This window comes from Chloroflexota bacterium (genome assembly GCA_034717495.1).
Lineage (GTDB): Bacteria > Chloroflexota > Anaerolineae > JAAEKA01 > JAAEKA01 > JAYELL01.
On sequence record JAYELL010000097.1, the window covers coordinates 41,614 to 65,936 of the forward strand.

Annotated in this window: 22 protein-coding genes; 12 read left to right on the plus strand and 10 right to left on the minus strand. The window is 57.9% G+C overall.

Annotated elements, in window-relative coordinates; genetic code table 11:
- The first annotated feature begins 208 nt into the window (after window positions 1–208).
- The 4 genes from U9R25_17275 to U9R25_17290 are packed head-to-tail and all read left to right on the plus strand — an operon-like array spanning window position 209 to window position 3,168.
- Window positions 209–1,186 carry a diacylglycerol kinase family protein gene (locus tag U9R25_17275; GenBank protein ID MEA3337651.1) on the plus strand — a complete coding sequence of 326 codons (978 nt, stop codon included), beginning with the start codon at window positions 209–211 and terminating at the stop codon, window positions 1,184–1,186.
- A gap of 35 nt (window positions 1,187–1,221) precedes the next feature.
- Window positions 1,222–2,421, plus strand: coding sequence for an exodeoxyribonuclease VII large subunit (gene xseA, locus U9R25_17280; GenBank protein MEA3337652.1), 1,200 nt, complete (start codon window positions 1,222–1,224; stop codon window positions 2,419–2,421).
- 7 nt (window positions 2,422–2,428) lie between these two features.
- Window positions 2,429–2,671 carry an exodeoxyribonuclease VII small subunit gene (xseB, locus tag U9R25_17285; GenBank protein ID MEA3337653.1) on the plus strand — a complete coding sequence of 81 codons (243 nt, stop codon included), beginning with the start codon at window positions 2,429–2,431 and terminating at the stop codon, window positions 2,669–2,671.
- Entirely contained in the window at window positions 2,668–3,168 is a 501-nt protein-coding gene (locus tag U9R25_17290; protein MEA3337654.1) for a hypothetical protein, read from the plus strand. Before xseB ends, U9R25_17290 begins: the two co-directional genes overlap by 4 nt.
- A gap of 373 nt (window positions 3,169–3,541) precedes the next feature.
- Here the strand turns inward: U9R25_17290 and U9R25_17295 are convergent, their stop codons facing one another.
- A complete protein-coding gene (locus U9R25_17295; protein ID MEA3337655.1) occupies window positions 3,542–3,820 on the minus strand; it encodes a DUF1540 domain-containing protein in 279 nt (92 codons plus the stop codon).
- Between the two features lie 237 nt (window positions 3,821–4,057).
- Between U9R25_17295 and U9R25_17300 the strand changes: the two genes are divergently transcribed.
- The 4 genes from U9R25_17300 to U9R25_17315 all read left to right on the plus strand — a co-directional run bounded on the left by U9R25_17300 (window position 4,058) and on the right by U9R25_17315 (window position 10,955).
- On the plus strand, window positions 4,058–5,827 hold the full coding sequence (locus U9R25_17300; protein MEA3337656.1) for a PA14 domain-containing protein: 1,770 nt from the start codon (window positions 4,058–4,060) through the stop codon (window positions 5,825–5,827).
- Between the two features lie 3 nt (window positions 5,828–5,830).
- The gene (gene cdaA, locus U9R25_17305; protein MEA3337657.1) at window positions 5,831–7,978 is read left to right on the plus strand and encodes a diadenylate cyclase CdaA; all 2,148 of its coding nucleotides are present in this window, start codon (window positions 5,831–5,833) and stop codon (window positions 7,976–7,978) included.
- A gap of 17 nt (window positions 7,979–7,995) precedes the next feature.
- Window positions 7,996–9,168 carry a glycosyltransferase family 1 protein gene (locus tag U9R25_17310; GenBank protein MEA3337658.1) on the plus strand — a complete coding sequence of 391 codons (1,173 nt, stop codon included), beginning with the start codon at window positions 7,996–7,998 and terminating at the stop codon, window positions 9,166–9,168.
- Between the two features lie 263 nt (window positions 9,169–9,431).
- Complete coding sequence (locus U9R25_17315) at window positions 9,432–10,955, plus strand: cellulose synthase family protein (protein MEA3337659.1); 1,524 nt, start codon at window positions 9,432–9,434, stop codon at window positions 10,953–10,955.
- Between the two features lie 194 nt (window positions 10,956–11,149).
- On the opposite strand, the gene U9R25_17320 is transcribed toward U9R25_17315, so the two are convergent.
- From U9R25_17320 to U9R25_17330, 3 genes are all read right to left on the minus strand, one after another.
- Window positions 11,150–11,578, minus strand: a complete 429-nt coding sequence (locus U9R25_17320; protein MEA3337660.1) for a polymer-forming cytoskeletal protein — start codon at window positions 11,576–11,578, stop codon at window positions 11,150–11,152.
- Window positions 11,579–11,657: 79 nt separating this feature from the next.
- Window positions 11,658–12,143 (minus strand): DUF4446 family protein, encoded by a 486-nt coding sequence (locus U9R25_17325; protein ID MEA3337661.1) that lies wholly within the window; start codon window positions 12,141–12,143, stop codon window positions 11,658–11,660.
- Window positions 12,127–13,188 (minus strand): ribose-phosphate pyrophosphokinase, encoded by a 1,062-nt coding sequence (locus tag U9R25_17330; GenBank protein MEA3337662.1) that lies wholly within the window; start codon window positions 13,186–13,188, stop codon window positions 12,127–12,129. Before U9R25_17330 ends, U9R25_17325 begins: the two co-directional genes overlap by 17 nt.
- A gap of 192 nt (window positions 13,189–13,380) precedes the next feature.
- Between U9R25_17330 and rdgB the strand changes: the two genes are divergently transcribed.
- Window positions 13,381–14,016: an RdgB/HAM1 family non-canonical purine NTP pyrophosphatase gene (gene rdgB, locus U9R25_17335; protein MEA3337663.1), complete on the plus strand. Its 636-nt coding sequence runs from the start codon at window positions 13,381–13,383 to the stop codon at window positions 14,014–14,016.
- A gap of 144 nt (window positions 14,017–14,160) precedes the next feature.
- On the opposite strand, the gene trxB is transcribed toward rdgB, so the two are convergent.
- From trxB to U9R25_17365, 6 genes are all read right to left on the minus strand, one after another.
- Window positions 14,161–15,171, minus strand: a complete 1,011-nt coding sequence (gene trxB, locus U9R25_17340) for a thioredoxin-disulfide reductase (protein ID MEA3337664.1) — start codon at window positions 15,169–15,171, stop codon at window positions 14,161–14,163.
- 180 nt (window positions 15,172–15,351) lie between these two features.
- On the minus strand, window positions 15,352–16,302 hold the full coding sequence (gene prmA / locus U9R25_17345; GenBank protein MEA3337665.1) for a 50S ribosomal protein L11 methyltransferase: 951 nt from the start codon (window positions 16,300–16,302) through the stop codon (window positions 15,352–15,354).
- 1 nt (window position 16,303) lies between these two features.
- Window positions 16,304–17,449: a molecular chaperone DnaJ gene (gene dnaJ / locus U9R25_17350; GenBank protein ID MEA3337666.1), complete on the minus strand. Its 1,146-nt coding sequence runs from the start codon at window positions 17,447–17,449 to the stop codon at window positions 16,304–16,306.
- Window positions 17,450–17,677, minus strand: coding sequence for a hypothetical protein (locus tag U9R25_17355; protein MEA3337667.1), 228 nt, complete (start codon window positions 17,675–17,677; stop codon window positions 17,450–17,452).
- Complete coding sequence (coaE, locus tag U9R25_17360) at window positions 17,674–18,324, minus strand: dephospho-CoA kinase (protein ID MEA3337668.1); 651 nt, start codon at window positions 18,322–18,324, stop codon at window positions 17,674–17,676. Before coaE ends, U9R25_17355 begins: the two co-directional genes overlap by 4 nt.
- Before the next feature lie 6 nt (window positions 18,325–18,330).
- Window positions 18,331–20,325: an ABC-F family ATP-binding cassette domain-containing protein gene (locus U9R25_17365; GenBank protein ID MEA3337669.1), complete on the minus strand. Its 1,995-nt coding sequence runs from the start codon at window positions 20,323–20,325 to the stop codon at window positions 18,331–18,333.
- A gap of 219 nt (window positions 20,326–20,544) precedes the next feature.
- Between U9R25_17365 and U9R25_17370 the strand changes: the two genes are divergently transcribed.
- The 3 genes from U9R25_17370 to U9R25_17380 form a co-directional block, all read left to right on the plus strand.
- Window positions 20,545–20,913, plus strand: coding sequence for a hypothetical protein (locus U9R25_17370; protein ID MEA3337670.1), 369 nt, complete (start codon window positions 20,545–20,547; stop codon window positions 20,911–20,913).
- Window positions 20,910–22,148: a radical SAM protein gene (locus tag U9R25_17375; protein ID MEA3337671.1), complete on the plus strand. Its 1,239-nt coding sequence runs from the start codon at window positions 20,910–20,912 to the stop codon at window positions 22,146–22,148. The genes U9R25_17370 and U9R25_17375 overlap by 4 nt, the downstream gene beginning before the upstream one ends.
- Window positions 22,149–22,903: 755 nt before the next feature.
- A partial coding sequence (locus U9R25_17380; protein MEA3337672.1) for a branched-chain amino acid ABC transporter substrate-binding protein occupies window positions 22,904–24,323 on the plus strand: 1,420 nt, incomplete at its 3' end.

Sequence of the window (24,323 nt, forward strand, 5' to 3'; positions counted from 1 at the left end):
TAGTACTTCGATTCTATCACTTGAGTCGATCCATGTCAATAGACTTTTGCAATTCCCGCGCAAGTCTAGCAGAACGCTAACACTCCATGAAGAGTGTTTGCCCCCAGGTTGGCGCCTATGGTAAAATGCACACCGCTCAAATCAACTATCCGAGCGCTTTCGAACGAATCCCGTGTGACCCGGTGGGGGTCGCGATCTTCCCTCTCCTATGCACGCATTACTTATCCGCAATCCAGTTGCTGGAAGAAAGTGGTCCCGCCGCCAGTTGCCTGACGCCATCGGCCAACTGGAAGCGGGCGGCTGGACGGTCGAGGTAGCTGACACCCAAACCCAGCATGATGCCAGAGATTTCGCCTATCAGGCTGCCATCGATGGCTACGATGTGGTCGTCGCAGCCGGCGGTGACGGTACTATCAATGAGGTCGCCAACGGGTTGCTGAAGGCAGGGGAAGAGGGAGATCTCAACACCGCCCTGGGTATATTGCCGGCCGGCACCGCCAACGTGCTTGCCCGCGATCTGGGCCTCAATGTCCCGTTGCCCGGCGGTACAAAAACACTGAGATACACGGCCAGTCAACTGCTTCACGCCCAGGTGATCGATATCGATGTAGGGTTGGCAACCAGCAACGATCGTCGGCAGATATTTACCTGCTGGGCCGGCATTGGCCTTGATGCTGCCATCACTGCTCATGTGATGGCCTATCCCGATTTGAAAAAACGACTTGGGCCGCTGTTATTTGGCATTAGCGCCCTTTATCAGGTCCGGCGGATAAACAACGCGCCGCTATATACGGTCAAGGTGGACAATGAAACCTGGCAGAACCAGGCGGTTCTCACCGTTGCCAGCAATATCCAGCACTACGCAGTCATCCTGGACATGGCGCCCAAGGCTTCGCTGGTAGATGGGCTGCTGGACGTCGCCTTTTTCCAGGCCACCGATGCTTTCAGCATGCTGAAAGTCCTCTGGCTCCTGAGATCGGGGCAGCACATCGACGAACCTGGTGTCAGGTATGCCCGAGCCGCACGGGTGGAGATTACCTGCGAAACCCCCCAACCAATTCACCTGGACGCAGAACCCTTTGGCACGAGTCCCGTTACCCTGGAAATCATACCCCAGGCCTTGCCACTGCTCATCCCCACCGGCAGCGCGTCCGGTTCCTTGACCTCACCGGGCCCGAATGGTTAGGTAACCGGTGACATTCGCCTGTACCGACAACACCTATGTTCACAGTCACGGAACTCGTCACCCACATTAAACAATGCCTGGAGAGCGATCCTGTTCTTGGCCATGTCCGGCTGGAAGGGGAAGTAAGCAACTTCCGTCAGGCGCCGTCGGGACATTGTTACTTCACGCTCAAGGATGACGCGGCTGTGATTCCCTGTGTCATGTGGAAAAACGCGGCCATGCGTCTGGTCCGACTTCCACTTGACGGTGAAATGGTATCTACCCGTGGTCGGGTTTCGCTTTACCAGGCCCAGGGGCGTGTCCAGTTTTACGTGGACCACCTGGAGCCAATGGGGGTGGGACAGCTCTATCAGGAACTCGAAGCGCTGAAAGATCGCCTCGAACAGGAAGGCCTCTTCGATGAGGCCCGAAAGCAGCCGCTGCCCTCACTGCCTGGACGCGTGGGCATTGTCACTTCTTCCCGGGCTGCAGCCCTGCAGGATATATTGCGCACCCTGGCCGTGCGTTTCCCCCTGACAGAGGTCATCTTGTCACCGGCAACCGTGCAAGGCGTTGACGCACCTGCCCAGATCGCTTCTGCCATCGAACTGTTGAACTTCTGGCATCTTGTGACACCGATCGACGTGATTATCGTTGCCAGAGGTGGTGGTTCCATCGAGGAGCTCTGGGCCTTTAACGATGAAAAGGTCGTTCGGGCAATTGCCAACAGCGCCATTCCAGTCGTGTCGGGCGTGGGCCACGAAACTGACGTCACCCTGGCGGACTTTTCCGCCGATTTCCGGGCAGCAACTCCCACCGGCGCTGCCGTACTTGCCGTGCCAGACCGGCAGGAATTATCGGAGCAGGTGCGCGCCATCGAGGCGATTCTGGCCAATACAGCAGGTGAGCTGTTGGGCGAAGATCGAAGCCAATTGGGCCAGCTGAAGCAACGCCTTCTGCGCGCGTCGCCACAGGCCCATGTTGCCAGCCGCCGGCAAAGGGTCGACGAATTGACTGGCACCATGGCTCACCTCGTTCGTCATCAGCTGGCACTTCGACAAAGTCAGCTAAAGGGCAGGGAATCGCAACTTGCCGGCCTGAATCCGCATGCGGTTCTTGCCAGAGGATTCGCTATCGTACAGAGGAAGGACAATCTGGAACTGATCACCAGCGTCGATCAAGTCAGGACAGGTGACCGCCTGGATATTACCGTGCAGGATGGAACCTTCGAGAGCAACGTGGGTAACGAGGAATAGAAAAGACATGGAAAAATTGACTTTTGAACAGGCCTACGAACAACTGGAACAGACGGTCCATGCCATGGAGGCCGGCGACCTTCCGTTGGACGAAACGCTGGCACTCTTCGAGAAAGGTCACAAGCTGGCCAGGTACTGCGACCAACTACTGAACGATGCCGAACTTCGAGTCCAGCAGATCGTCCCTGACGGATCGGGAGGCTTCGAATCGGCGCCTCTTGAGAATTGGCAAGCAGGTGGAAAATCTTGACCGTCGAGCAGCATCAGCTCACAGGACGGCTGGAAGTCCTTGCAATCCGCGAGGGGTTTTTGATCGGCGGTCTGGCGGCAATCGTGATGGCCATCGTTGCCATGATCATTTCGGCGCTGACAGGGCATGGTTTCTGGACGCCTGTCAACGCCATTGGTGGGTTCTTGTCGACGGCACCAACCTCGCAGGAATTCGATGGCGTGACCACCGTCGTCGGTGTGGCTGTCCAATTGCTCATGGGTGGTTTACTTGGTACACTCTACGCCTCGGCCCAGGCACGGATCGACAACCCATCGATGTTGATTATCGCTGTCTGGTACGGCCTTATCATCTGGTTTGTGGCCACATTCCTGGTCTTTAGCTGGCTTAGCCCTGGATTCCAGGAAGTGATGAAAAGCTGGTCCATGTTCCTGGCACACCTCAGTTTTGGCCCTTGCCTTGGGCTGTATGCCGTATCGCGGAACCCCTATCCGGCACGCCACTCCAAAACATACTAAAAAAGAGCGAGGCCTCTACCAGGCTTCCGCTCTTTCCGTTTGCTCGGGTATCGAGTTTTGCGATCAACTCTTCGATGCCGCAGTATTGCGTCGCGATCGACGCCGGCGCTTGGGGTCTTCAGCGTCCATGCTCAGCCGGAAGGGAAAGTCAACCTCCGGCGGCTCCAGCGACACAACTTGCAAGAGACAATCACAATGGGGACAAAAGAGGGTACCCTCCACATCCAGTTGCCGGTGGATTAACACCGACTTGTTACACAACGGGCAAGTTGTCCAGGGCATTCAATCCTGCCTTTAAACCGGACAGTCCGGCAGCTTTCACGGTAGCGGACAAGCCGAATCTAACACAAAAATCGCGCCTGCACGCTATGGTTTACCACTCATCCCAATCACGGCGCCCACGAATGACACCATGATCGTCGAAATCGTCATTGTAGTCGTCGGCGAATTCCTCGTCCAGGCTTACCACATTTCGCTGGTCATCCTGTTCGTCCGAATCCGATTCCCAGACCATCTCCTTGTCGTCGAGAGCCTCTTCAAACGACTCGAAAGTTCGGCAGAGGCCTTCGTCATCAATAGCGACACGTCTGGCGGAACAATAACCGTCGTCCCAGTGGACGCAATCTGTCATTAGGCAGCGAACCGTAGGCATTCTCCACTCCTAATCAATGCCACAGTCAAGCTGATATCAACGAGGATACTGTCTGTGATATCACAGCGCAGGTAAATGGGACACGTCAAAATTGTATCCCATTTACCCGGTGTGTCAATTTCTGAAGGCGACCATTTCGTTTCCAAACTGACAAACCTACCTTGCTATGCTATAATCGAAGGGAGAGCTGACCGGAGGTCGGCTTCTCTATTTCGGACCGACAAAGCGAGGAACTCAATGGCGTCTCAGGATGCTGAAACAGGGCGTCCGGGCAGGAGGTGGCAGCCCTTCCTGATGCTCTTTGCGATTGCCTGTGGAGCGGCTGTCATCGGACTGCTGCTGTTCGGTCTTTTTCAAACCTTGCGTCCAGAACGCCAGCCAGAGCTCCGGCTAATACCTGCTGCAGGCCGGGCGAACGAAGACACCTGGGTTCGCATCGCCGGAGATGGTTGGTCAGGCAATGAGAAGATCGCGGTTTGCCTGTCGCGGCCGGGGAATCCCTCCTGTACTCCCGAAACCGCCCTGGCGATTGAACACGCAGATCGTGCGGGGACTTTCACAACCGAGGTGAAGGTAGGCCAACAGCTGAAAGATGGTCAAACGGCCTTCGTGGGCCTGGGATTGGACTCCGGTTTATCCGCAGTCAAAGAGTTTCGCGTGCTAAAAGACCCCCATGCCTCCGCGCCTCTCCCGACTCAGGCAAATCGGCCGGCGGTCAGAGATAGTCCCGCCACACCGACGGCGATTGCCGTTGCGACGGAGACACCCATTCCTGCGTATAGCGGCGGCTGGCAAGCCGAATATTTCGCCAACACCAGCCTTTCCGGGGCTCCGGAATTCGTCCGGGAAGAAAGCGAGTTGTCCTTCAATTGGGGCGCCAACGCGCCAGATGCCCGACTGCCGGCGGATAGTTTTTCGGCGCGTTGGACCCGGCAGATTTCCCTGCCAGGCCAGCGTTTCAGATTTATCGTTCAGGCTGACGGTGGTGCGCGTCTGTACATCGACGATATCCTCTGGATCGACCGGTGGGATGTCCCCCCGGGTGGGTTCGTCTCCTCAACCGATATCGATCTTTTGCCAGGCGATCACAAGGTTGTGCTCGAGTACTTCGATACCGATGGTGATGCGTACCTGATCCTTCGCCGGGAAGTTTCTGATGGCTTCCCCGACTGGCGCGCAGCCTACTACGATAACATGGCCATGGTAGGAACCCCGGTCGTAGTACGGAACGATCCTTCCATTGTCTTCGATTGGGGCAGCGGCAGCCCGTTGCCCGGAATACTTTCCGAAGATGAATTCTCAGCAGAATGGAAGCGGGATTTGCACTTCGAACCGGGTGATTATTTGTTTTCTCTTGACGCTGACGATGGTGCCCGAATGTTTTTTGACGGCCAACTCCTGTTGGATGGCTGGGATACCGAAGGAAGTCAGGTGATCACCGCCACCAGGATGTTAGCTGAAGGTGGCAATCACAACATTGCGGTACACTATCATGAAATGGTGGGCCAGGCCCATATGAACCTGTCCTGGCAGGCAATGGCCGAGGAGAGTCCGCCACCGGACCCAACCACCACGGCGATGCCACCCAGCGAACCGACCAGTGCGCCGACGACCACACCTTCACCGTCGCCAACCCTCACCGAGACGCCCGCCCCAACGGAAACGGCTACGGTTACCCCGACCACAACCCCAACCCCTGATCTTCGCGTCATTGCCCTTGACCCTGAGGAAGGGTGGGCCGGCACCGTGATCTCGGTTACAAGCGAAGGCTGGGAGCCGGGCATTACCGTTGGCCTTGCGCTTCTGGAACCAGGCACTGACGCGTCGATGGCTGAAGAACTGGAAGAGGTCACTGCGGCCGTCAGCACGGAAGGTGCGATCCAGTTGGCCTTTGCCTTTCCTGATAGCGAGCATTGGCTTGCCAGACCATTGGTGCAGATCGTGCTCCACGATCCGGAATGGCTCATACGAGGTGTTGCCATCTTTACCCTGGTCGAGCCTTCATAAGACATGTTTGATTTTCTCACATTGGAGGGTCTGCCAGAAAACCTGGCATACCTGGTCTACAGCCTACAACAGCCACAGGTCGTACTCGACCTTCTGTTGGTCTCCATCACATTCTTTCTGATATTACTGCTGCTTCGTCGCAGTCAAGCGGCGGTGCTGTTGCGCGGTGTGCTGTTAATCGCATTGGTGGCCGTGGCGGTTTCCGCCCTGCTGCAACTACCCACCTTCACATTCCTGCTTCGAACCGCCTTGATACTCAGCCTGGTGGCCGTGCCGCTCATTTTTCAACCCGAATTGCGCCGAGCGTTGGAGCGCCTGGGCCGGTCCTTCGGATTCCTCAGAATCCGGCCTACTGAACTTGGCGTTCAGAATGTTCCCAAGCTGATCAGAGCCACCAGCAATCTTTCCAACCGGCGTATTGGCGCACTCATCGTGCTCGAAGGCGAAACCAGCTTGAGCGATGTCGCCGACACCGGTATTCCTCTTCACGCAGCCCTTAGCGCAGATCTATTGGAAACGATTTTCGAGGATCGTACGCCCCTCCACGATGGCGCTGTCATCACCAGCGAGGATGAGATTACTGCAGCGGCCTGCGTCCTGCCGTTGAGCGAGCAAGTGCTGCCGGAAGGCATGTCCCAGGGAACGCGCCACCGCGCTGCCATGGGAATCAGTGAGCGCGCCGACTGTCTGGCCATTGTCGTTTCTGAGGAAACAGGCCAGATCTCGATTGCCGAGAACGGTCGGCTGTATCGCAACCTGGACCCCACAGCTCTCAGAGACCGGCTCTACCGCTTCTATGATCCCTTGCAGGCATCGGCTAATGGGCTCGCCAACGTAACATCGTTGCGCGAGCGCTGGCTGTCACGGCGCACTTCCAGCAACAAATCCAACCGGGATCGACTCGAGCAGATACTACGCTATCTGGCGACTTTTTTGATCGCGGTCCTGCTGGCGGTTGCTACCTGGCTGCTTGTTGCAGATCAGGTAAACCCGCCGCAAGAGGAAACCATTGGTGGCATTCCCTTGCGACTTACCAATCTTCCGGAGGGCATGTCTGTGGTTACCGATGTACCACTTACGGTGATGGCCGAGATACAGGCGCCTCAGGATATCATGGCCAGTCTATCCGAACAGAGTTTCCGGGCCATAGTCGACCTGAAAGGTTTAGATGCTGATGTTCACCACGTGCCCGTGGAAGTCCGCGGGGGTGATGAAAAGGTGCGCGTGGTTGAGGTGAAGCCAGAGGTGCTGGACGTAGAGCTGCAGCCGGTGACATCCCAGCCGATGACTGTGACAGTCATAATTCCCGATCGGGACAGCCTGCCATTCTCCTATGCCATTTCGGGTGAAGCGATTGTAGAGCCACCATCGGTGCAGGTTTCCGGTCCGGCTACGGCCATGGAGAATCTGGCCCGGGCCCAGGTAACGGTTTCCATCGATGGCTCGCGTACCACTGTGACGGACGGGCCAACCGTCGTGCTCAAGGACAGCGACGGGAATGTACTGCCCGGACTGACCGCTGATCCCGACGCTGTGCGAGTGACGGTCCCGATCCGGCAGCAATTCAATACGCGCGACGCGCCGGTCCATGTCGTGATAACCGGCACGGTTGCTCCCGGCTACTGGATCAGCAATATCACGCCCGATCCCAGTTCTGTAACCCTGCTTGGACCCCGGTCGGTCCTGGATGAGATGGGCGGCATTGTGGACACAGTGCCCATTAACGTCGCCGGCGCGGCCGGAGATATTGTGCGCCGTGTACCGCTCGCCCCACCACCAGGTATCTCGGCGCTAAATGAAAGTGGTGTTACCGAAGGCAGCGTGGACGTCACCATCACCGTCGTGCCCCAACCGGGTAATCTACGACTGACTGTGCCAGTAGAGGTCACAGGTGCCCGGCCCGGAGATGCTGTCAGCACCAGCCCTGCTTCGGTGGACGTGCTTCTGTCGGGCCCCTTGCCAGTGCTGAATCAGATCAATGCCGATCCAAAACTGGTGCGAGCCATCGTCGATATCAGTGAGTTAGGGCCGGGAACCCACGAATTGATACCCACGCTGATCGCGCCCGAGGTTCTGAATACGACTATGATACCAAACACCGTGCAGATAAGAATCGATCGTCCCGAACCCTCGCCCAGCCCTGGCTCTTAAGACAATCGTCGCGAGCTATGCGTATTCTATTCGATGCAACACCCTTGCAGACCGGCCATCGCCACCGAGGTGTCGGTACATATACGCGCAATCTCCTGCGCGCCCTGATTGCCCTGGACAGCAAAAACGAATACCGGTTGATCGTTCACCTCAACGGTGGGTCATCCGGAGCTGAGAGCCCCGGCCTTGATCCGGTATTTCAATCGCTGCCAGCAAATGTGACCTTGCTCCATTTGCCCCGACCGCTGCTTGGCCGGCTCACCGCCCTTGCCAGCCACCAGGGTCACCTGCCGGGACTTCTGGCTCGCGAAAAAGGTGACCTGTTTCACTCTCCAGGATTCGTGGCGGCCCTCAGTGTGCCCGGTGTTCCCCGGCATTCTGCCATGCCCATGGTCGTGACCCTGCACGATTTCATTCCACTGCACGTTCCTGCCCTGTTCAACAACAAAGCCATTAATCGGTGGTGGTACGACCAGCAGATACGTATGGCCAGACGGGCCACAACGTTGATCTGTGTAAGCGAAGCAACCCGGCAGGATGCGATCAGTTTCATGGACGTGTCTCCGGAACGCTGCATCGTGGTGCCGGAAGGAGTCGATCGGACTGTCTTCCATCCCCCTGCTGCCGAAGAGCCAGCCCAGGAACCCCCATATATCCTTTTCGTCGGCGGCGATTACCGCAACAAAAACCGCTGCGCTGCACTGGCCGCCTTTTCCCGATTCTGCCAGGCGACAACCTTGCCCCATCACATGATCATGGTTGGCAAGGATAGTCGAACTGACAGGCAAGTTCAGGCTAAACACCCTGAACTTGATCTGGCGCGGATTCGACGAAAAGAGCAGGTCTCGCAGGAATCCCTGGCTCGCCTATATCGGCAGGCCGATGTGCTGCTCTTTCCATCGACCTGTGAAGGGTTTGGGCTTCCAGTGCTCGAAGCGATGGCCAGCGGCACACCTGTCATTACCAGTAAGCTCTCCTCATTGCCTGAGGTGGCCGGTGATGCTGCACTCCTGGTCGATCCCTACGATGTCGACGCCCTGACAACCGCTCTCGTGCGCGTGCTCGGCGAAACCGAACTGGCCAATAGGCTGCGGACCAGAGGCCTCCGGCGCGCGGCTGCCTTCAGCTGGCAGGAGACGGCACGACAGACACTGGACGTCTACAGGCGAGCGTTATTCGTGCATTCGTGACGCCGATAACGTTCGTCGGCGGGCGGGCGCAGAAAGTCGGAGGTCAGAGTATCAGAGTGCCAGAGTGCCAGAGTTTCAGGGTCGCAGGATCGCGAGGTGTCAAAAGACAGGAGTCCGCGCTACCCGGCCATTCCTGTCAAATATCGGCATCGATGTGTTTCGATCAGACCAACTTTTGGCTGTTCGTCTCCGCAGTGCTATACTTTCTCGTCCAGGCCCGTTTCACCGGCCAATAGAAAAAATCAGAACCTTGGAGAGAGCTCGTGCTGGTTGTTTCCCTGATCCATGCCACAATTGCCATTCTTTTGGCAGTCTACGGCGCCAACACACTGTTTTTGACCCTCACTTACGCGTACGCGCGGCAACAACGCGGTCAGGAACCGGAGCTATGTCGACCGGAAAACTGGCCGGTCGTAACTGTCCAGCTGCCCATTTTCAACGAATTGCACGTCGTGGAGCGCCTGATCAGTTCAGTGGCAGCCCTCGACTATCCTCGCGATCGCCTGCAGATTCAGATCCTCGACGACTCAATCGATGAGACCACGGCGCTGGCGGCTGCCTGTGTCGACAAATACAGACTTCAAGGGCTTGACATTCAACTCCTGCATCGCAGCGAGCGCCCCGGCTTCAAAGCAGGCGCGCTTGACGATGCCCTCAACCACGTCAAGGGTGAACTGATTGCCATATTCGATGCGGATTTTGTGCCCTCTCCTGATTTCCTCAGACGAACGGTTCCTCAATTAATCGCAGATCCGATTGCCGGTTTCCTGCAAACCCGGTGGGGCCATCTCAACGACACCTACTCAATGCTCACAGGCGCGCAGGCCATCGCCCTCGACGGCCATTTCGTAGTCGAACAGGTCGCCCGCTGCCAGAATGGCTGGTTTTTCGGTTTTAACGGCACCGGCGGCGTCTGGCGAAAGTCGTGCATTGAGACTGCAGGAGGCTGGCAACCAGATACTCTCTGCGAGGATCTGGACCTGAGCTATCGCGCCCAACTGGCCGGATGGCGGGGTATTTACCTTCCTGATGTGGTCTCACCGGCCGAGATTCCTCCCCAGCTGGCAGCCTTTAAGCAACAACAGGCGCGTTGGGCAACCGGTTCGATCCAAACCTTCAGAAAACTTGGTGCTCAAGTTGCGACCTCGGAGCGGCCCTTATTGCACCGCTTCGAAGGCCTGATCCACCTGGGTGCCTATTTCTGCCACCCGCTGATGCTGTTACTTCTATTGCTGACACTGCCCTTGCTCTGGTTTGACGCAATGGAAATAGGACCGTTGCGCTGGCTGATGGCCTACCTGGGTCTGGCAAGCATCGGGCCTCCCCTGCTCTACGTGGTCTCGCAGCAGAAACTGTATTACAATGAGACAGGTGACCGCAACTGGCTATTTCGGCTGACAAGGCTGCCGTTGCTGGTATTCCTTGGCACGGGTATCGCCCTTAGCAATACGATCGCCGTCGCGAGAGGGCTGACCGATCGCTCACCTGGCTTTCGGCGCACGCCGAAATTTCACCTGGAAAGTCGACAGGATCAGTGGCAGAACAAGCGCTACGCCTTGCCAGTAACCGGCGTTGTGGTTGGCGAGTTGTTCCTGTCGGCCTACGGGTTGTTGACCGTGGCCGTTGCCATGGCACGCGGCCACAGCTATGCCGTGCCCTTCCTGTTGCTTTACGTATTGGGATTCGCTTTCGTGGCAATTCTTGGTTTAGTACAGGGCAGGCGAAGCTGGCGTCCAGGGCGGGCCTATGAAAGCAAGCAACGACCACGCCGGGCGTACGCCGACTGACCAGGACAGAACAGCCTGCCTTTGCGACACGGCCTTCGGAAGACGGCAGACCGCGGACAGCGACACGGAGATATGGAGACACGGGGATGGGAAGACGCGGGGATGGGGAGACACGGGGACGCGGGGAGAGAGGACACGGAGACTTTACGACGCTGCGACCCTGAAACTCTGAGACTCCGAGGAAGAACCGGCGACTATCGACCTGCCTGCTCGGCGGTCTCCTGAACAGGAATAGTTGTCTCTCCCCGTGGCAGAGCGAAGGGCTCAACAGGGGTTTCTTCCTGCATGACCAACTCCCCGCGAAGATAGGCGCCGTCATCCAAAAGGAAGGAGACGACCTTGATCGTTCCCCAGGCCCGACCACCCTCCAGCAGCTCGACCCGCTTCGCATCTATCACGCCCTTGTAAGCTCCTGAAATGGACACAGTCCGGGCCTTGATATCGCCCACCACTTTGGCGCTATTGGCAATAATGACGTTGCCCAATGTCTCGATCTCACCACTTTCCATCACGCCCTCGATGCGCACACTGCCGTCACAGCGCAGGTTGCCGCTGAAGGTAGCTCTTGGGCCAATCGTTACATCGATTACGTCCGGATCAGGTCTGCGTTCCTTGCTGAACATCTCAAGGTCCTTTCAATACAGCAGGCTTTCAATCAACTTCCCGCTTGAAACAGGTTTCATGCTGTCTTCGATCCCGGTTTTAACCCCGCGCTCTGGCAATAGCATCGCGTTCCTCGTCGGTAAGCATGTAGGTAGAATCCCAATCCACCAGCGGTTTCGCGTAGATTCGGGTACCATCCCGGGCATGCAGACTGTTGACGACCGCTCCGTTGCCATCCTCGTCGATCATAGCCAGCACAAATGACTGGTCTCCTCCGGTGCGATCAAATGGATTATAACGCACAACGGCCACATGTTGCACGTGGCCTCGCCCGGCTCGTTCGACCCTGGTAGCTGTCTCCCAGGCGTTGGAGGATCGTTCAACTGCCGCCCGCACATTGTCAAGATGGGCATTCAGCACCTGCTCCAGATTGCCACCCTCAGTACCCTGCACCAGTGAGTCATAGCTCTGCTCCAGGGTGCGGAGTCGCCGGGAAAGGGTGAATGACCAGATCAGTGCCAGTAGCGCGGCAACACCGGCCGCGATGGCGATCACAGGGGCATATAAATCAAGCCATGGATTCAAGAGAGTTTTCTCCTTCAAACCGCTCCATCATCTCATGGTCCTCAAGGGACTCCTGAGCAATCCTCAAGAGCGGGGGAACTCGCTCATCCTGGGGTCGCTGGAGCAAAGGGCTAATGGACCGCCGTGACCAGATCCGGTAGATCGTCTCGGCCAACAGTGGCGCGACCGACTTCACTACCACCTTGGCATGGCGCTTATTCGGCGGCACATGGATAGTATTGGTAACAACGAGTTGCTTGATATAATCCAGCCGGTCCAGATGCTCAAGGGCACTGGGAAGAAGCACCGGATGGGTGATCGCCAGGTACATCTCCGGCCTGGCACCGGCATCCAGCAAACCTTCCAGTTGGGTCAGCACACTGCCGCCTGCAATCACATCGTCGAGGACAATCGGAATCTTATCCTTGATATCGCCAACCACGTGGGTGGTGCGCACCTGATCGAATCCCTGCCGCCGCTTGTGCATCAGGGCCAGGGGCAGGCGGAGCAACTCAGCAAAACGACCGGCCAGCTTGGCACGGCCAACATCAGGCGATACAACAACCGCATTCTCGAACCTGGGATCATCGCGGAAATGGGACGCCAGCACTTTGCGAGCTGACAGGGGATCCACCGGGATGTCAAAGAAACCCTGGATCGCCTCGGCATGGATGTCTACATACACCACCCGGCCTGCCCCAAGTTCCTGCATCATTCTTGCCACCACACGCGCGCTGATCGCCTCGCGGCCCATTGCCATGCGTTCCTGCCTGGCGTAAGGAAAGTAGGGAACGACCACGGTCACACTGTGGACCGAAGCCCGGCGGAACGCATCCAGATAGAGCAGTAACTCCATCAAATGATCGTTAACCGGCTCCGGGCAGGGTTGGATCAGAAACACATCATCACCACGAACCAGTTCGTCGAGTTTGACGTGGATTTCGCTGTCCGGCAGGTGAGTGGTCGTGCAATTGCCAAGCGAATCCTGCTTGAGAATCCGTGCAATCTCCTCAGCAAGCGCTCGGTTTGCCGTCCCACTGAAGATGCGAAGAGGATAGTCGGGCATCCGTGGACCTCCTACGCGCCTCGATGTTCAGTGCCACAACTTCTGGCGTAGCCGATTATATGTTATCATCGGAAGCAGGTCAATTCTCTCTCCCAGAAGAAGAGCGTTTCGGATCAGTAGGCGTGCGCGCATGATGGGTCTGTCATCGGCCGTCCGCGGCCAGCGTTCCCTCCGACACAGGAAAGTAAAAGGATGCCTGACACAAAGCTTTTGATCGCAACCCATAACCAGGGCAAGGTACGTGAGTATCGTTCACTGCTTGCCGATCTTCAACTGGAAGTCACCTACCTGGATGCCGAGGGAATCACGCTTGATGTCAAGGAAACCGGTGAGACCTTCGAGGAAAACGCAGTGATGAAGGCACAGGTGTACGCCGAAGCCAGCGGGCTGCTCACCTGGGCAGACGACTCAGGCCTGGAGGTCGACGCGCTGGCCGGCGCTCCGGGTGTTCGATCGGCGCGCTACGGAGCGCCGGCCGCCCGCAGTGACAAGGATCGCTGGCAACTGCTGTTGAAGCGAATGGCGCCTGTACCCGACGACGCCAGAGCCGCTCGTTTTCAGTGCGTGGTCGCGCTGGCGACTCCCCAGGGTGCTGTTCGCACCACCAGTGGCGTCTGCGAAGGACGTATCGGCCGCGCGCCAAGAGGGGACCATGGCTTCGGTTATGATCCGGTATTTCTGGTTGCCGATACCGATTTCCAGCTGACAATGGCGGAGCTACAGCCAGACCATAAAAACCGCATCAGCCACCGGGGGCACGCCGCGCAGGCAGCCAAACAGGTGTTGGTGGAGTTGATTGACAGTGAAAAGGCATCGTCCGGCTGGTAGCCGGACCTACGCCGTCCTCGCATGCCAGAACCGCGTGTCACCAACCGTAGGTCACGCTACCAGCGTGACAGAACCCACCATTCAATAGAAAAAGCCCCGAAGGTTGATCCCTCGGGGCACTGTGTTTGTCAATGAAAGTGGAAATCAGGCCGGGACAAGCTCTGACTGTTTCTCCTGTTCGGCCAGCTCGTCGTAGGAGGTATCCTCCAGTTCAGCCAGGAAACGCTCGGCTTGCATGGCTGCGCCGGCACCTTGGCCTGCAGAGGTCACCACCTGGCGGAAGACACTGTCCTGGACTTCGCCGGCAGCAAACACGCCCGGGACGCTGGTGTGGTATTTTTTGTCGGTGATGATATAGCCAGCTTCATCCACTGCCAGCTTGCCCTCAACGATCTGCGAATTGGGTGTGTGACCGATGAAGATGAACACCCCTTCGACCGGATAATCGTACAACTCGCCCGTTTTCAGATTCTTGACGGTCACCGATGACACCTTGGACGGCATGCCCTCCTCACCGGCAGTGGCGTTGACACTTTCCACTACATGGCTCCACAGCCAATCCATCTTGGGGTTATTGAAAGCCCGGTTCTGCATGATCTTGCCGGCCCGTAATTCGTCCCGGCGGTGAACAACCGTCACTTTGTCGGCGAACTTGGTCAGGAACAGGCCTTCTTCCATGGCGCTATCGCCACCACCAACCACGACGATATCCTTATTCCGGAAGAAGAATCCATCACAGGTGCCACAATAGCTGACGCCCAACCCGGTGTACTCTTCTTCACCAGGCACACCCAGGCGGCGGTGCGTAGCACCGGTGGAAACGATCACGGTCTCAGCTCGATACTCCTTATCGGTTGCCGTTCGAACAACAAAGGGGTGTTGGGAAAGATCGACCTCGCTCACCCAGTCGTACTCAATGCGAGCGCCGAACTTCTCCGCCTGCTTCTGAAAGCGTTCCACCAATTCGGGGCCAGAAAGGCCATCCGGAAAGCCGGGGTAATTCTCAACCTCCGTGGTGATGGCCACCTGTCCACCGATCTCGTTGCCGGTAAACACGATCGGATTCAGGTCCGCCCGCGCGGCATACAACGCAGCACTATACCCTGCCGGGCCACTGCCTATGATAATGACTTTCTCAACATTGTTATCGCCCATAAAATTGCTCTCCTTGTATTAGGACCTCCATGATCCTGCCGTCTTTCAGACGCGCCCACTGTGAATTCTCTTACCCTGTTCACGACGTTGGCACCTTGATTTTACCATATAGAATAGAATTGGAGTCGGAAGACACTAACCGCTGATTACGCAGATTTTCGCTGATTTCTTTTCGATGCGTTATCCCGCCTCCGGGTTACAGGCTGTTCTGCCTGCCACAAAAGCCATCCAGTCACCCTCCTGCTGGCGCTCGCATACGCTTAGCCCATGGTGTACCAGAGCGGAAACGACCGTATCCGACTGGTCTTCGATGATCCCGCTCAAAATCAGCTTTCCGTTCTCAGCCAGCAACTGCGCCAGGCCAGCGTCCAACAGCCCGACAATCACGCCAGCCAGGATGTTCACCACAATCACGGGCCATCCATCCACCCGCTCCAGCGGATCGGGCAACGACCCAACCCGCGCTGTGACCAGGTGGTCGACGCCATTGCGCCGGCAGTTTTCGAAAGTGGCGGTCACGGCGATCGGGTCAGTGTCCGTCGCCAGGATGCTGCTCGCGCCCAGGCGGGCAGCGCCGATTGACAGGATTCCCGAGCCACAGCCTACGTCTAACAGAGCGTCGCCCGGTTCAAGAGTACGTTCAAGGGCCGCCAAACAGAGCCGACTGCTGGGGTGCAGGCCCGTGCCGAAGGCCATGCCCGGATCGAGAATGATGGGCAGCAAGGGCTCCTGATCAGCGTCTGACTCAGGCAAGGGGTCGGCCTGCCAGGCGGGCAGGATCAGCAGTCTCTCGCCGACCCGCAGAGGTTTGTAGTGCTTCTGCCAGGCAGTCGCCCAATCCGCCTCCAGCAGTTTCCGTACCAGCGGCTCCTGCACAGGATAGATTCGGCCCAGAAAATAAACACCTCGCTCGATCTCGTGACACGTCGCCCAGCCGCTGTCGTCATCAGGCAGATAGGTCTTGACGGTCACCCGGGGATCGGTCAGTTGGCCGACCGAGTCGAATCCACCGATTTCCACGACCGTTTGGTTGTCATCGCCGCCTTGCGTTTTATTGTAACGATTGAAGAGCTCACTGACCGCTTCGGCCGCCTCTCCGTCACAGACCACGCTGATTTCGATCCAGTTCAAATCAAGTCCCCAGCGCGTCGCCAATGGCATCGGCAAGTTTGTCAAAGAAACCGCGATCGTCGCCCAGTTGCTCCGTTCCCAGGGAGTCGCCCAGCTTGTTGAGCAACTTCTTCTGATCCGAAGTCAGTTTAGTTGGAACAACGACCCGCAGCTTTATGAGCTGATCGCCGCGACGGTCCTTGCGCCGCAGATTGGGCACACCTTTCCCCTTCAAACGCAAAGTGCGTCCGAACTGAGACCCGGCCGGGATCGAAACCGTCTCCTTGCCCTCCAACGTCGGCACTTCCACCTCCGCACCCAGGGCAGCCTGGGCCATATTGATAGGTAACTCCATCAATATGTCGTTATCTCGTCTCTTGAAGATATCGTGTGGTTCGACGGTCAAAACTACATAGAGATTCCCGGGTGGTCCGTTGCTGACCCCTTGGTTTCCCTCGCCTGCCAGCCTTATTTGGGTACCATCGTCAACCCCTGGTGGAATGTTCACCGATAACGTCCGGGCCTTCTGGGCCTGCTTTTGGCCCTGGCATTCAGTGCAGGGCGTCGTAATGACCTCTCCTGTGCCATTGCAACGGGGACAGGTACTGGAAGTCAACACCGTGCCAAATATACTCTGTTGGCGTCGCTGAATCTCACCAGTGCCGCTGCATTGCGGACAGCGCAATGGACTGGTACCCGGTTCCGCCCCACTTCCGAAGCATCGATCACACGTCTCCGCCCGGGTGATTTCAACCTGTTTTTCGCAGCCAAACACCGCTTCCTCGAAGGTCAGGCTGATTCCGAGGCGCAAATCGGCGCCGCGCCGCGGGCCCCGTTGAGAAGCACGACCACCCATGCCTCCCATGCCCATCCCGGCAAAAAGATCCTCGAAAATGGAGCCGAAGTCGCCAAATCCACCGCCACCAAACCCTCCAAAACCTCCTTGAGTACCTGCATGCCCGAAACGGTCGTAGGCGGCCCGTTTGTCGGTGTTGCTCAACACCTCATAGGCTTCATTGATTTCCTTGAAGCGCGCCTCCGCGCCGGCGTCTCTGTTAACGTCCGGGTGAGATTCGCGCGCCAATCGGCGAAAAGATCGTTTAATTTCGTCGGCACTGGCACTGCGGGGCACGCCCAGCACCTCATAATAGTCTCTCTTTGCACTCATCTAGTCGTTTTCGCTTTCCTTGATCTTCAAATCGTTGTCTTCCCAGCCAATGATCCACGCGCACAGTCCTGCCAGCAGCACGGTCGCTGTTATCACCGCCAGCCACTGAGTCATAGAAAAGCCCACGTTCCAGGCGGCAATGATCAGGATGATCACCATGCCCAGCGCAAGCAACGCCCACAACGATATGGCCGGATGTTCCTGATAGAAACTTTCGATCGTGTTCATCTGTTCTCCACCGGGCCCTCAATATCGATGCGCAGCGCCGGGCCAGCGGTTGCCAGCAGGTTGTTCCAGGCCTGGTTAACCTGAGCGCGCACATTGGCAAAACTGCCGTTGTTTTCGATTACCACGTCGGCCAGAGCGATCTTTTCGGCCTGCGGTGCCTGGGCATCGATTCGTTGCAGCGCCTCTGCCTCGTGCAATCCGCGCCTTGTTACAAGGCGGCGGAGTTGGTTTTCCCTGGAAGCAGTCACAACCCAAATCGTGTCGCTAAGCCGAACACTCATGCCGGCCTCGAGCAACTTTATGGCCTCGATGACGACCACAGGCGACGGAGACGCGGCAACCAGCTGCTGCGTTCGCTCAAAGACGGCCGGATGCATGATCGCCTCCAGTCGCTGCAACGCGCCGGGATCAGAGAAAACGATCTGGCCCAGTGCCTGCCGGTCGATGGGCCCACCCTGGGGCGCCATCTCCTGGCCAAATTCCTCGACGACCTTGTGATAGGCAGGCTGTCCCGGTGCCATGGCAAGATGGGCCTCGCGATCCGCGTCGATCACGAACGCTCCCAGGTCGGCAAGCATTGCGGCAACAGTGCTCTTGCCTGTACCGATGTTGCCAGTGAGTCCAATCACCAGAGGCGCTTTTGTCATATCACACTAACCACCAAGCCCACTCCACTCTTCCAGGAGTTGCTGGAGGCGTTGATCCACCGCTTGATACTCCAGGCCCAGCTGTTGAACACGCGCTGTGTCTTGCTTCTCGCCTGCCCGATCAATCTCTGCACCCAGGGACTGCAGCCGCTCTTCCAGGGCCTCGATCAGATCTTCAAGCCGTTTTGCTTCGACCACCTGGCTTTCAGCCGCCTTGCGCTGGCGCCGAGTCTCGCGAGCCTGTTTTCGATATAGCTGGGAGTCGGTGAGCCTGGCACTTTGCGCGTCAGCCCCTTCTTCCAGTTGCTCATCTTCAGCCGCCTTTGCCGCCAGGTAGTCGCTATAATTGCCTTTGTAGACCCTCAGTGCCCCATCCTGGATCATCCACACCTGCGTGGCAACAGCATCGACCAAATAACGGTCGTGGGTTACCAAAAGCACGGTGCCTGGAAAATGATTCAACACCGCTTCAAGGATTTCCTGAGAGGTGATATCCAGGTGATTGGTTGGCTCATCCAGCAACAGGAGATTGGCACCCTCGAGCGTAAGCCGAGCCAACGCTACCCGGCTGCGCTGTCCGCCGCTCAACGTATCGATGGTCTGGAACACATCGTCGCCGCGAAACAGAAAGCGTCCCAGAAGGCCGCGGGCCTCACCATCCTTCAGGCGCGGGGCTTTCTCCAGAATGGCATCCAGCACCGTCATATCCGGCCTCAGACCGGCATGGGCCTGCGCCAGGTAGCCGGGCCGTACGCTGGATCCAACCCGAAGCTTGCCCGAAAAAGGTGACAACTGCCCCGTAATCGTCTTCAGGAAGGTGCTTTTGCCAGCGCCGTTGGGACCAAGCAAGGCTGCGCGCTCACCCCGCCGCAGTTCGATGTCCTCACTGCGAAACAAAAGGGTGTCCGCCGGCGCCGGCGGATCTTGAACGCCTATATACTCAAAACCACCCGAGACATCTTCGCGTTTCGGTGGCTGGCCGTCGAGATGGCGATAGCCGACGGCCAGGTCCTGCGAACGCAACACCAGATTGGCACTGCGCAGCCGCGACTCCATATGGATCCGAATCGATCGCTCATGCCGGGGGCGTTCCACCAATCCCCCCTCGCGAACCATACGCTCCAGGCGCGTGCGGCGCCCCTGGGCCTGCCGCGTCTTCTGTCCCGCGATATTGCGGCGAATAAAGTCTTCCTCTTTGGCAATGTGGGCCTGCTGCTGCTTCCATTCCCTGGACAGCCGTTCCCGTCGATCGGCGCGCTGTCGTACATAGTGGCTATAGTTGCCTCGATAGATCTCCATGCGCTGGTTGGCAAGGTCCCAGATACGGGTGGCCACCCGATCCAGGAAGTAACGATCATGGGAGACAACCACCATGCTGCCCTGCCACTGCAAAAGCACCCCTTCCAGCCATTCTGTTGCGGACAGATCCAGGTGGTTTGTCGGCTCATCCATCAGCAGTAGATCGGGTTGATTCAAGAGCAGCCTGGCCAGCAGCCCTCGGGTCCGTTGACCACCGCTCAGATGCGCCAACGGCATGTGGTGTTCGTCCGGACGAAAGCCCAAGCCGGTCAAAACCTGGCGCACTCGCAATTCCCATTGATAGCCACCGGCAGCCTCGAAACGTGCCTGGAGCGGCTCGTAAGTTGCCAACGCTTCCAGGTAGGTCTCGGGATCAGCCATCTGTTCCTCGAGCCCGTGCAGCCGGTCAGCCTGCCGTTTCAGGTGGTCGAATTCCTGGGACACATCTTGCCACAGAGTTCGCTCGCCGGGCAGAGGAGGGTCTTGTGGCAAGTAACCGATGGTCAGCCCTCTTATCCGGTGGACCTGTCCCTCGTCAGGCATATCGAGGCCGGCCAGGAGGCGCAACAGGGTTGTCTTTCCTTCACCGTTGGGGCCAACCAAGCCGATTCGATCCCCCTTCTCCACGCGCAAATCGACCCCCTGGAATACATCCAGCGGGCCGAAGCGTCTGCCCAAATTCCTGCCTGTAAGCACCGACATCGTCTTCTCACTGTCACCAATCGCCCGAATCCCTGGCCGACTCAAAGACGCACAATTTCCGATCATGCGCGACAAGCGCCAATGCACCGGAACCATGATCCCGTTTTGGGGTTGCTGCGTGACCGTGCAATTATACCACATGCCAGGACCGTGACCAACCTGAACAGGCGAATGACACCGCTTTGGACGATAGCCCCTCATCGTGTAAAATCTATTGCAATGCGTAGCTTTCTTCTCAATATCACATTATTGCTGATGGGTATCGCTGCCGTGGCTGCCATGGTCTGGCTGGTAGTGGGGCCGGAACCACCGACTCCCCAGAATCTTGCCCTTCTTCTGGTACTCATAATCCCGGCCGCGACCGGTCTATTGGCACCGTTTTTGGGTTGGCTCCATCGACGGATGCCGATCGGCGGAAGCCCTCCAACGACGACGGCAGCAATTCGCCAGGGTTTCCTGGTTGGCGTCGGCATGGCGCTGATGGGAGGTCTGCAGCTTGCCGGACTCCTGGATCCCACCCTGATCCTGGGTATCATGGCCTTGATTGTCCTGACAGAAGCCCTTCTCCAGAGCCGTAGCCGTTCATGACGACTCATGCGCCAAGCGATGATTTCCCCGTCCGCTGGCAGCATGATCTGGCCAACGGCCACCAGATTCGTGTCATGGTCCGCCCCAACGCCATCAATCTTCTGATCGACGAGGAACATCCCTCCTACACCTTTGACCCCCTGGGACGATTGCATGGCGCCTTTCAGGGTGGGTTCAACTATCGCCGCAGCCTGGACAATCGCACCCTGTGCAAGTGGCGCATACGAGTGGATAACCGCTGGATCCGGCAGCGACGATGGCTGGCGGAGCCGGAGAGTCGCGCACTGCTGAATTCCGCCCGCCAATGGGCCATACTGGCATCAGAGCAGTCTTCGAAGGCACCACCGGCAATCCAGGAGTCGCTGGAAAGGATTGCCGGCTGGAGTTGGGATCGCCTGCAGGAAAATCGGCAGAAATTTCAGCAGATATACACACCGATCGGCATCCTGCCACCTGACCAGTACCTGGCTCTCGTGGTTCAGGCAACCCATGGATGCACCCATAATGCCTGCACCTTCTGCACCTTCTATCAGGACATCCATTTCCGCACAAAGACGCCAGAGCAGTTTCGCCAACATGTCGCGGCGGTGATGGGCTTTTTCGGGCCTGCTGTGGCCATGCGACGGTCCATCTTCCTGGGCGACGCCAATGCGCTGGTACTGCCCATGGGCCGTCTGCTGGCTCTGTTGCAGGTCCTGGAGGAATCGCTCAAGGTTGAAGGCAGGGCGTCCCTCCCCATCTTCGCCTTCATGGATGCCTTCAACGTGCACCGAAAATCAAGGGCTGATTGGCAGGAATTGAAGGCGCGTGGACTCCGGCGGGTGACCATCGGCGTGGAAAGCGGCCATGATCCCCTGCTGCGCTGGCTGAACAAACCTGGCAGCGCAGCACAGATGCTGGATGCGGTGACCATGCTCAAGTCGGCAGGGCTGCAAGCCAGTGTCATCCTGATGCTCGGGGTTGGCGGTACCCGCTATGCTGATGCGCATGTGAAAGAGACGCTGGCCCTTCTCAATGCCATGCCACTGGCAGAACAAGACCTGATATACCTCTCCGATTTCGTGGAGATGCCAGGCTCCGCCTACGGTGATCTGGCTCGCCAGGTTGGCATTGTTCCGGCGACCTATGAAGAGCTACGCCGGCAGGAAGAGGCAATCAAATCGGGCTTCCTGCCAAGATGGTCCGACAGGGCGCCGCGCTTCGCACGGTACAGCGTTCAGGAATTCATTTATTGAGCAAAAAGGATCAGCGGAAATCTGCGCCGGAGGTCTGCGTTAATCAGCGGTTAAAAGAACAAAAACATGACCGCTGATAAACGCCGATAAACGCTGATCAATCCAAGAAAAGATCAGCACGCTAGGGCGTGTTGACATTTCATTTTTCAGGCGGATCCAGTGTGATTTCGTCTCAAGATGTCGAAAATTTGCACTAAATGGTCGACCAATGTTTCCAATTCAGCCGTTTCGGCTTCAATTTCGGCCATTTTGTTCGTCATTTGACGACTGTCCACCAAATGTCAACAGAACCTAGCAAGCGGTGCGTGACGTCAGCAGACGGTGCGTGAGCTAGCTAGGCGGTGCGTGAGCTAGAAGATCGGTGCTGATCTGCGCCGAAGGTCTGCTTAATCAGCGACCCATTGCCACTGGTGAAGATACCCGCAAGGTTGCTTGACAAATCGCCAAAATTTGTCTATAATTCGCGCGCTTCCTTAACCTGTAGCCGCGTTTCCAGCCTCTTCTCTCTTTTTCTACCACATAGCATCCCCGAGAGAGTGTCGGTTTCGTCTGGCTCTTCCGGCCTTTGGTGCTGCCACCGCTTCACCAGGGGCGTTCCACCGGTACTCGCTTGATCCCCCATCGTTGTGGGCTTCCAGGTGCTCTGCCAACGGCTTGACCCTCAAGCCATGTCTAAGACACCGCTCAGCAGCCCTTGTTTGCCGAGTGGTACGATTTTCCAATCTTTATTTCTCGTCAAAAGGAGGACGAAAACCATGAAGAGGCTTCTACTTCTTCTCAGCATCCTGCTCATTGCCAGCATGGTGCTGACCGCATGCCCGTCTGGTGAGGAACCTGCCCCGGCAGGACCGGCGGAGGAACCGGCTGAAGAACCTGCGGCGGAGCCCGCGGAGAAACCAGCTGAAGAGTTCACGTATGAGGACGACTGGGGCGTGGTCGTGGTCGAGGCCGGCAGCCCCATCCAGCTGGGCTTCGCGGCCGGCCTCTCAGGCGCCGGTATCGACGTACTCGGCATCGATGAGCAGCGCGGCGCCGAGTTGGCCGTGGCGGATGTCGGCGAGGTTTTCCCCGGCTTTGCCCTCGAGCTGCAGATCGAGGATAGCCTCTGCTCGGGCGAAGGCGGTACCGCCATCGCCAACAAGTTCGTCGCCGATAAGGATATCGTGGCCGTGGTGGGCCATATGTGCTCCAGCTCCTGTATCCCCGCCTCGGACATCTATGAGGCCAGCAACTATACCATGGTCTCTCCCTCCTGCACGGCGGTAGTTTTCACCGCCCGTGGCCTTAACGCAGCCAACCGGGTGGCCTGGAATGATGCGATTCAGGGCCCCGCAGCTGCCAAGTTCATCAAGGACACCTTGGGCATTGACAGGATCGCCACCATCCACGACGGTTCTCCGTATGGCGAGGGCCTGGTCAACGAGATGGGCAACGCCTTCATCGATATGGGCGGCGAGATCGTCGTTCAGGAAGCTGTCAACGTCGGTGACGTCGACATGCGCCCGGTCTTGACCAAGATCAAGAGCGCGGATCCCCAGCTGATCTACTTCGGCGGCTTCGTCGCCGAGGGTGCCTTCCTGGCCTCCCAGCGGGCAGATATTGGCATGCAAGATGTCGTCTTCATGGGCGCCGATGGTATCAAGGCCACCGATTTCATCGAAGCGGCCGGCGACGCTGCTGAAGGTACCTACGCTTCGGCCGCCAATCCGGCTGAAGCTGGCCCTGGCGTTCCGGACTTCATGGCGGCCTATCTGGCCGAATATGGCGAGGAACCGCCGGCCCCCTTCCACCTCCAGAGCTACGACGCGGTCCAGGTGTACGCCAATGCCATCAACAAAGTGGGACAGATCGACCCCGACGGCAACCTGCACATCGGCCGCAAGGCTCTGAATGACGCGGTCAGGGCAACCAAGGACTACCAGGGTCTGTCGGGTAACATCTCCTGCGAGGCCGATGGTGACTGCGGCACCGGTACCGTTTCCGTTGCGCAGATCACAGGCGGCGAATGGGTCGACCTGGGCGCCCCCATGGCCGGGGAACCGGTAGCGGACGCCGACTGCGAGTATGGCGGCATCATCGCCAGCATCGATGCAGTCGACGATCTGACCGTCAAGTTCTCCCTCTGCCGCCCCGATCCCGCCTTCCCGGCCAAGGCCGCTTTCGCCGCCCTCGGCA

What these genes read in the sequence shown, in the direction of transcription:
- U9R25_17355 (MEA3337667.1), bottom strand. Translation starts at nt 17,677, where the DNA reads ATGAACACGATCGAAAGTTTCTATCAGGAACATCCGGCCATATCGTTG.
- U9R25_17300 (MEA3337656.1), top strand. Translation starts at nt 4,058, where the DNA reads ATGGCGTCTCAGGATGCTGAAACAGGGCGTCCGGGCAGGAGGTGGCAG.
- U9R25_17295 (MEA3337655.1), bottom strand. Translation starts at nt 3,820, where the DNA reads ATGCCTACGGTTCGCTGCCTAATGACAGATTGCGTCCACTGGGACGAC.
- xseB (MEA3337653.1), top strand. Translation starts at nt 2,429, where the DNA reads ATGGAAAAATTGACTTTTGAACAGGCCTACGAACAACTGGAACAGACG.
- U9R25_17370 (MEA3337670.1), top strand. Translation starts at nt 20,545, where the DNA reads ATGCGTAGCTTTCTTCTCAATATCACATTATTGCTGATGGGTATCGCT.
- dnaJ (MEA3337666.1), bottom strand. Translation starts at nt 17,449, where the DNA reads ATGAGTGCAAAGAGAGACTATTATGAGGTGCTGGGCGTGCCCCGCAGT.
- U9R25_17320 (MEA3337660.1), bottom strand. Translation starts at nt 11,578, where the DNA reads ATGTTCAGCAAGGAACGCAGACCTGATCCGGACGTAATCGATGTAACG.
- cdaA (MEA3337657.1), top strand. Translation starts at nt 5,831, where the DNA reads ATGTTTGATTTTCTCACATTGGAGGGTCTGCCAGAAAACCTGGCATAC.
- U9R25_17275 (MEA3337651.1), top strand. Translation starts at nt 209, where the DNA reads ATGCACGCATTACTTATCCGCAATCCAGTTGCTGGAAGAAAGTGGTCC.
- xseA (MEA3337652.1), top strand. Translation starts at nt 1,222, where the DNA reads ATGTTCACAGTCACGGAACTCGTCACCCACATTAAACAATGCCTGGAG.
- coaE (MEA3337668.1), bottom strand. Translation starts at nt 18,324, where the DNA reads ATGACAAAAGCGCCTCTGGTGATTGGACTCACTGGCAACATCGGTACA.
- U9R25_17365 (MEA3337669.1), bottom strand. Translation starts at nt 20,325, where the DNA reads ATGTCGGTGCTTACAGGCAGGAATTTGGGCAGACGCTTCGGCCCGCTG.
- U9R25_17330 (MEA3337662.1), bottom strand. Translation starts at nt 13,188, where the DNA reads ATGCCCGACTATCCTCTTCGCATCTTCAGTGGGACGGCAAACCGAGCG.
- rdgB (MEA3337663.1), top strand. Translation starts at nt 13,381, where the DNA reads ATGCCTGACACAAAGCTTTTGATCGCAACCCATAACCAGGGCAAGGTA.
- U9R25_17310 (MEA3337658.1), top strand. Translation starts at nt 7,996, where the DNA reads ATGCGTATTCTATTCGATGCAACACCCTTGCAGACCGGCCATCGCCAC.
- U9R25_17375 (MEA3337671.1), top strand. Translation starts at nt 20,910, where the DNA reads ATGACGACTCATGCGCCAAGCGATGATTTCCCCGTCCGCTGGCAGCAT.
- trxB (MEA3337664.1), bottom strand. Translation starts at nt 15,171, where the DNA reads ATGGGCGATAACAATGTTGAGAAAGTCATTATCATAGGCAGTGGCCCG.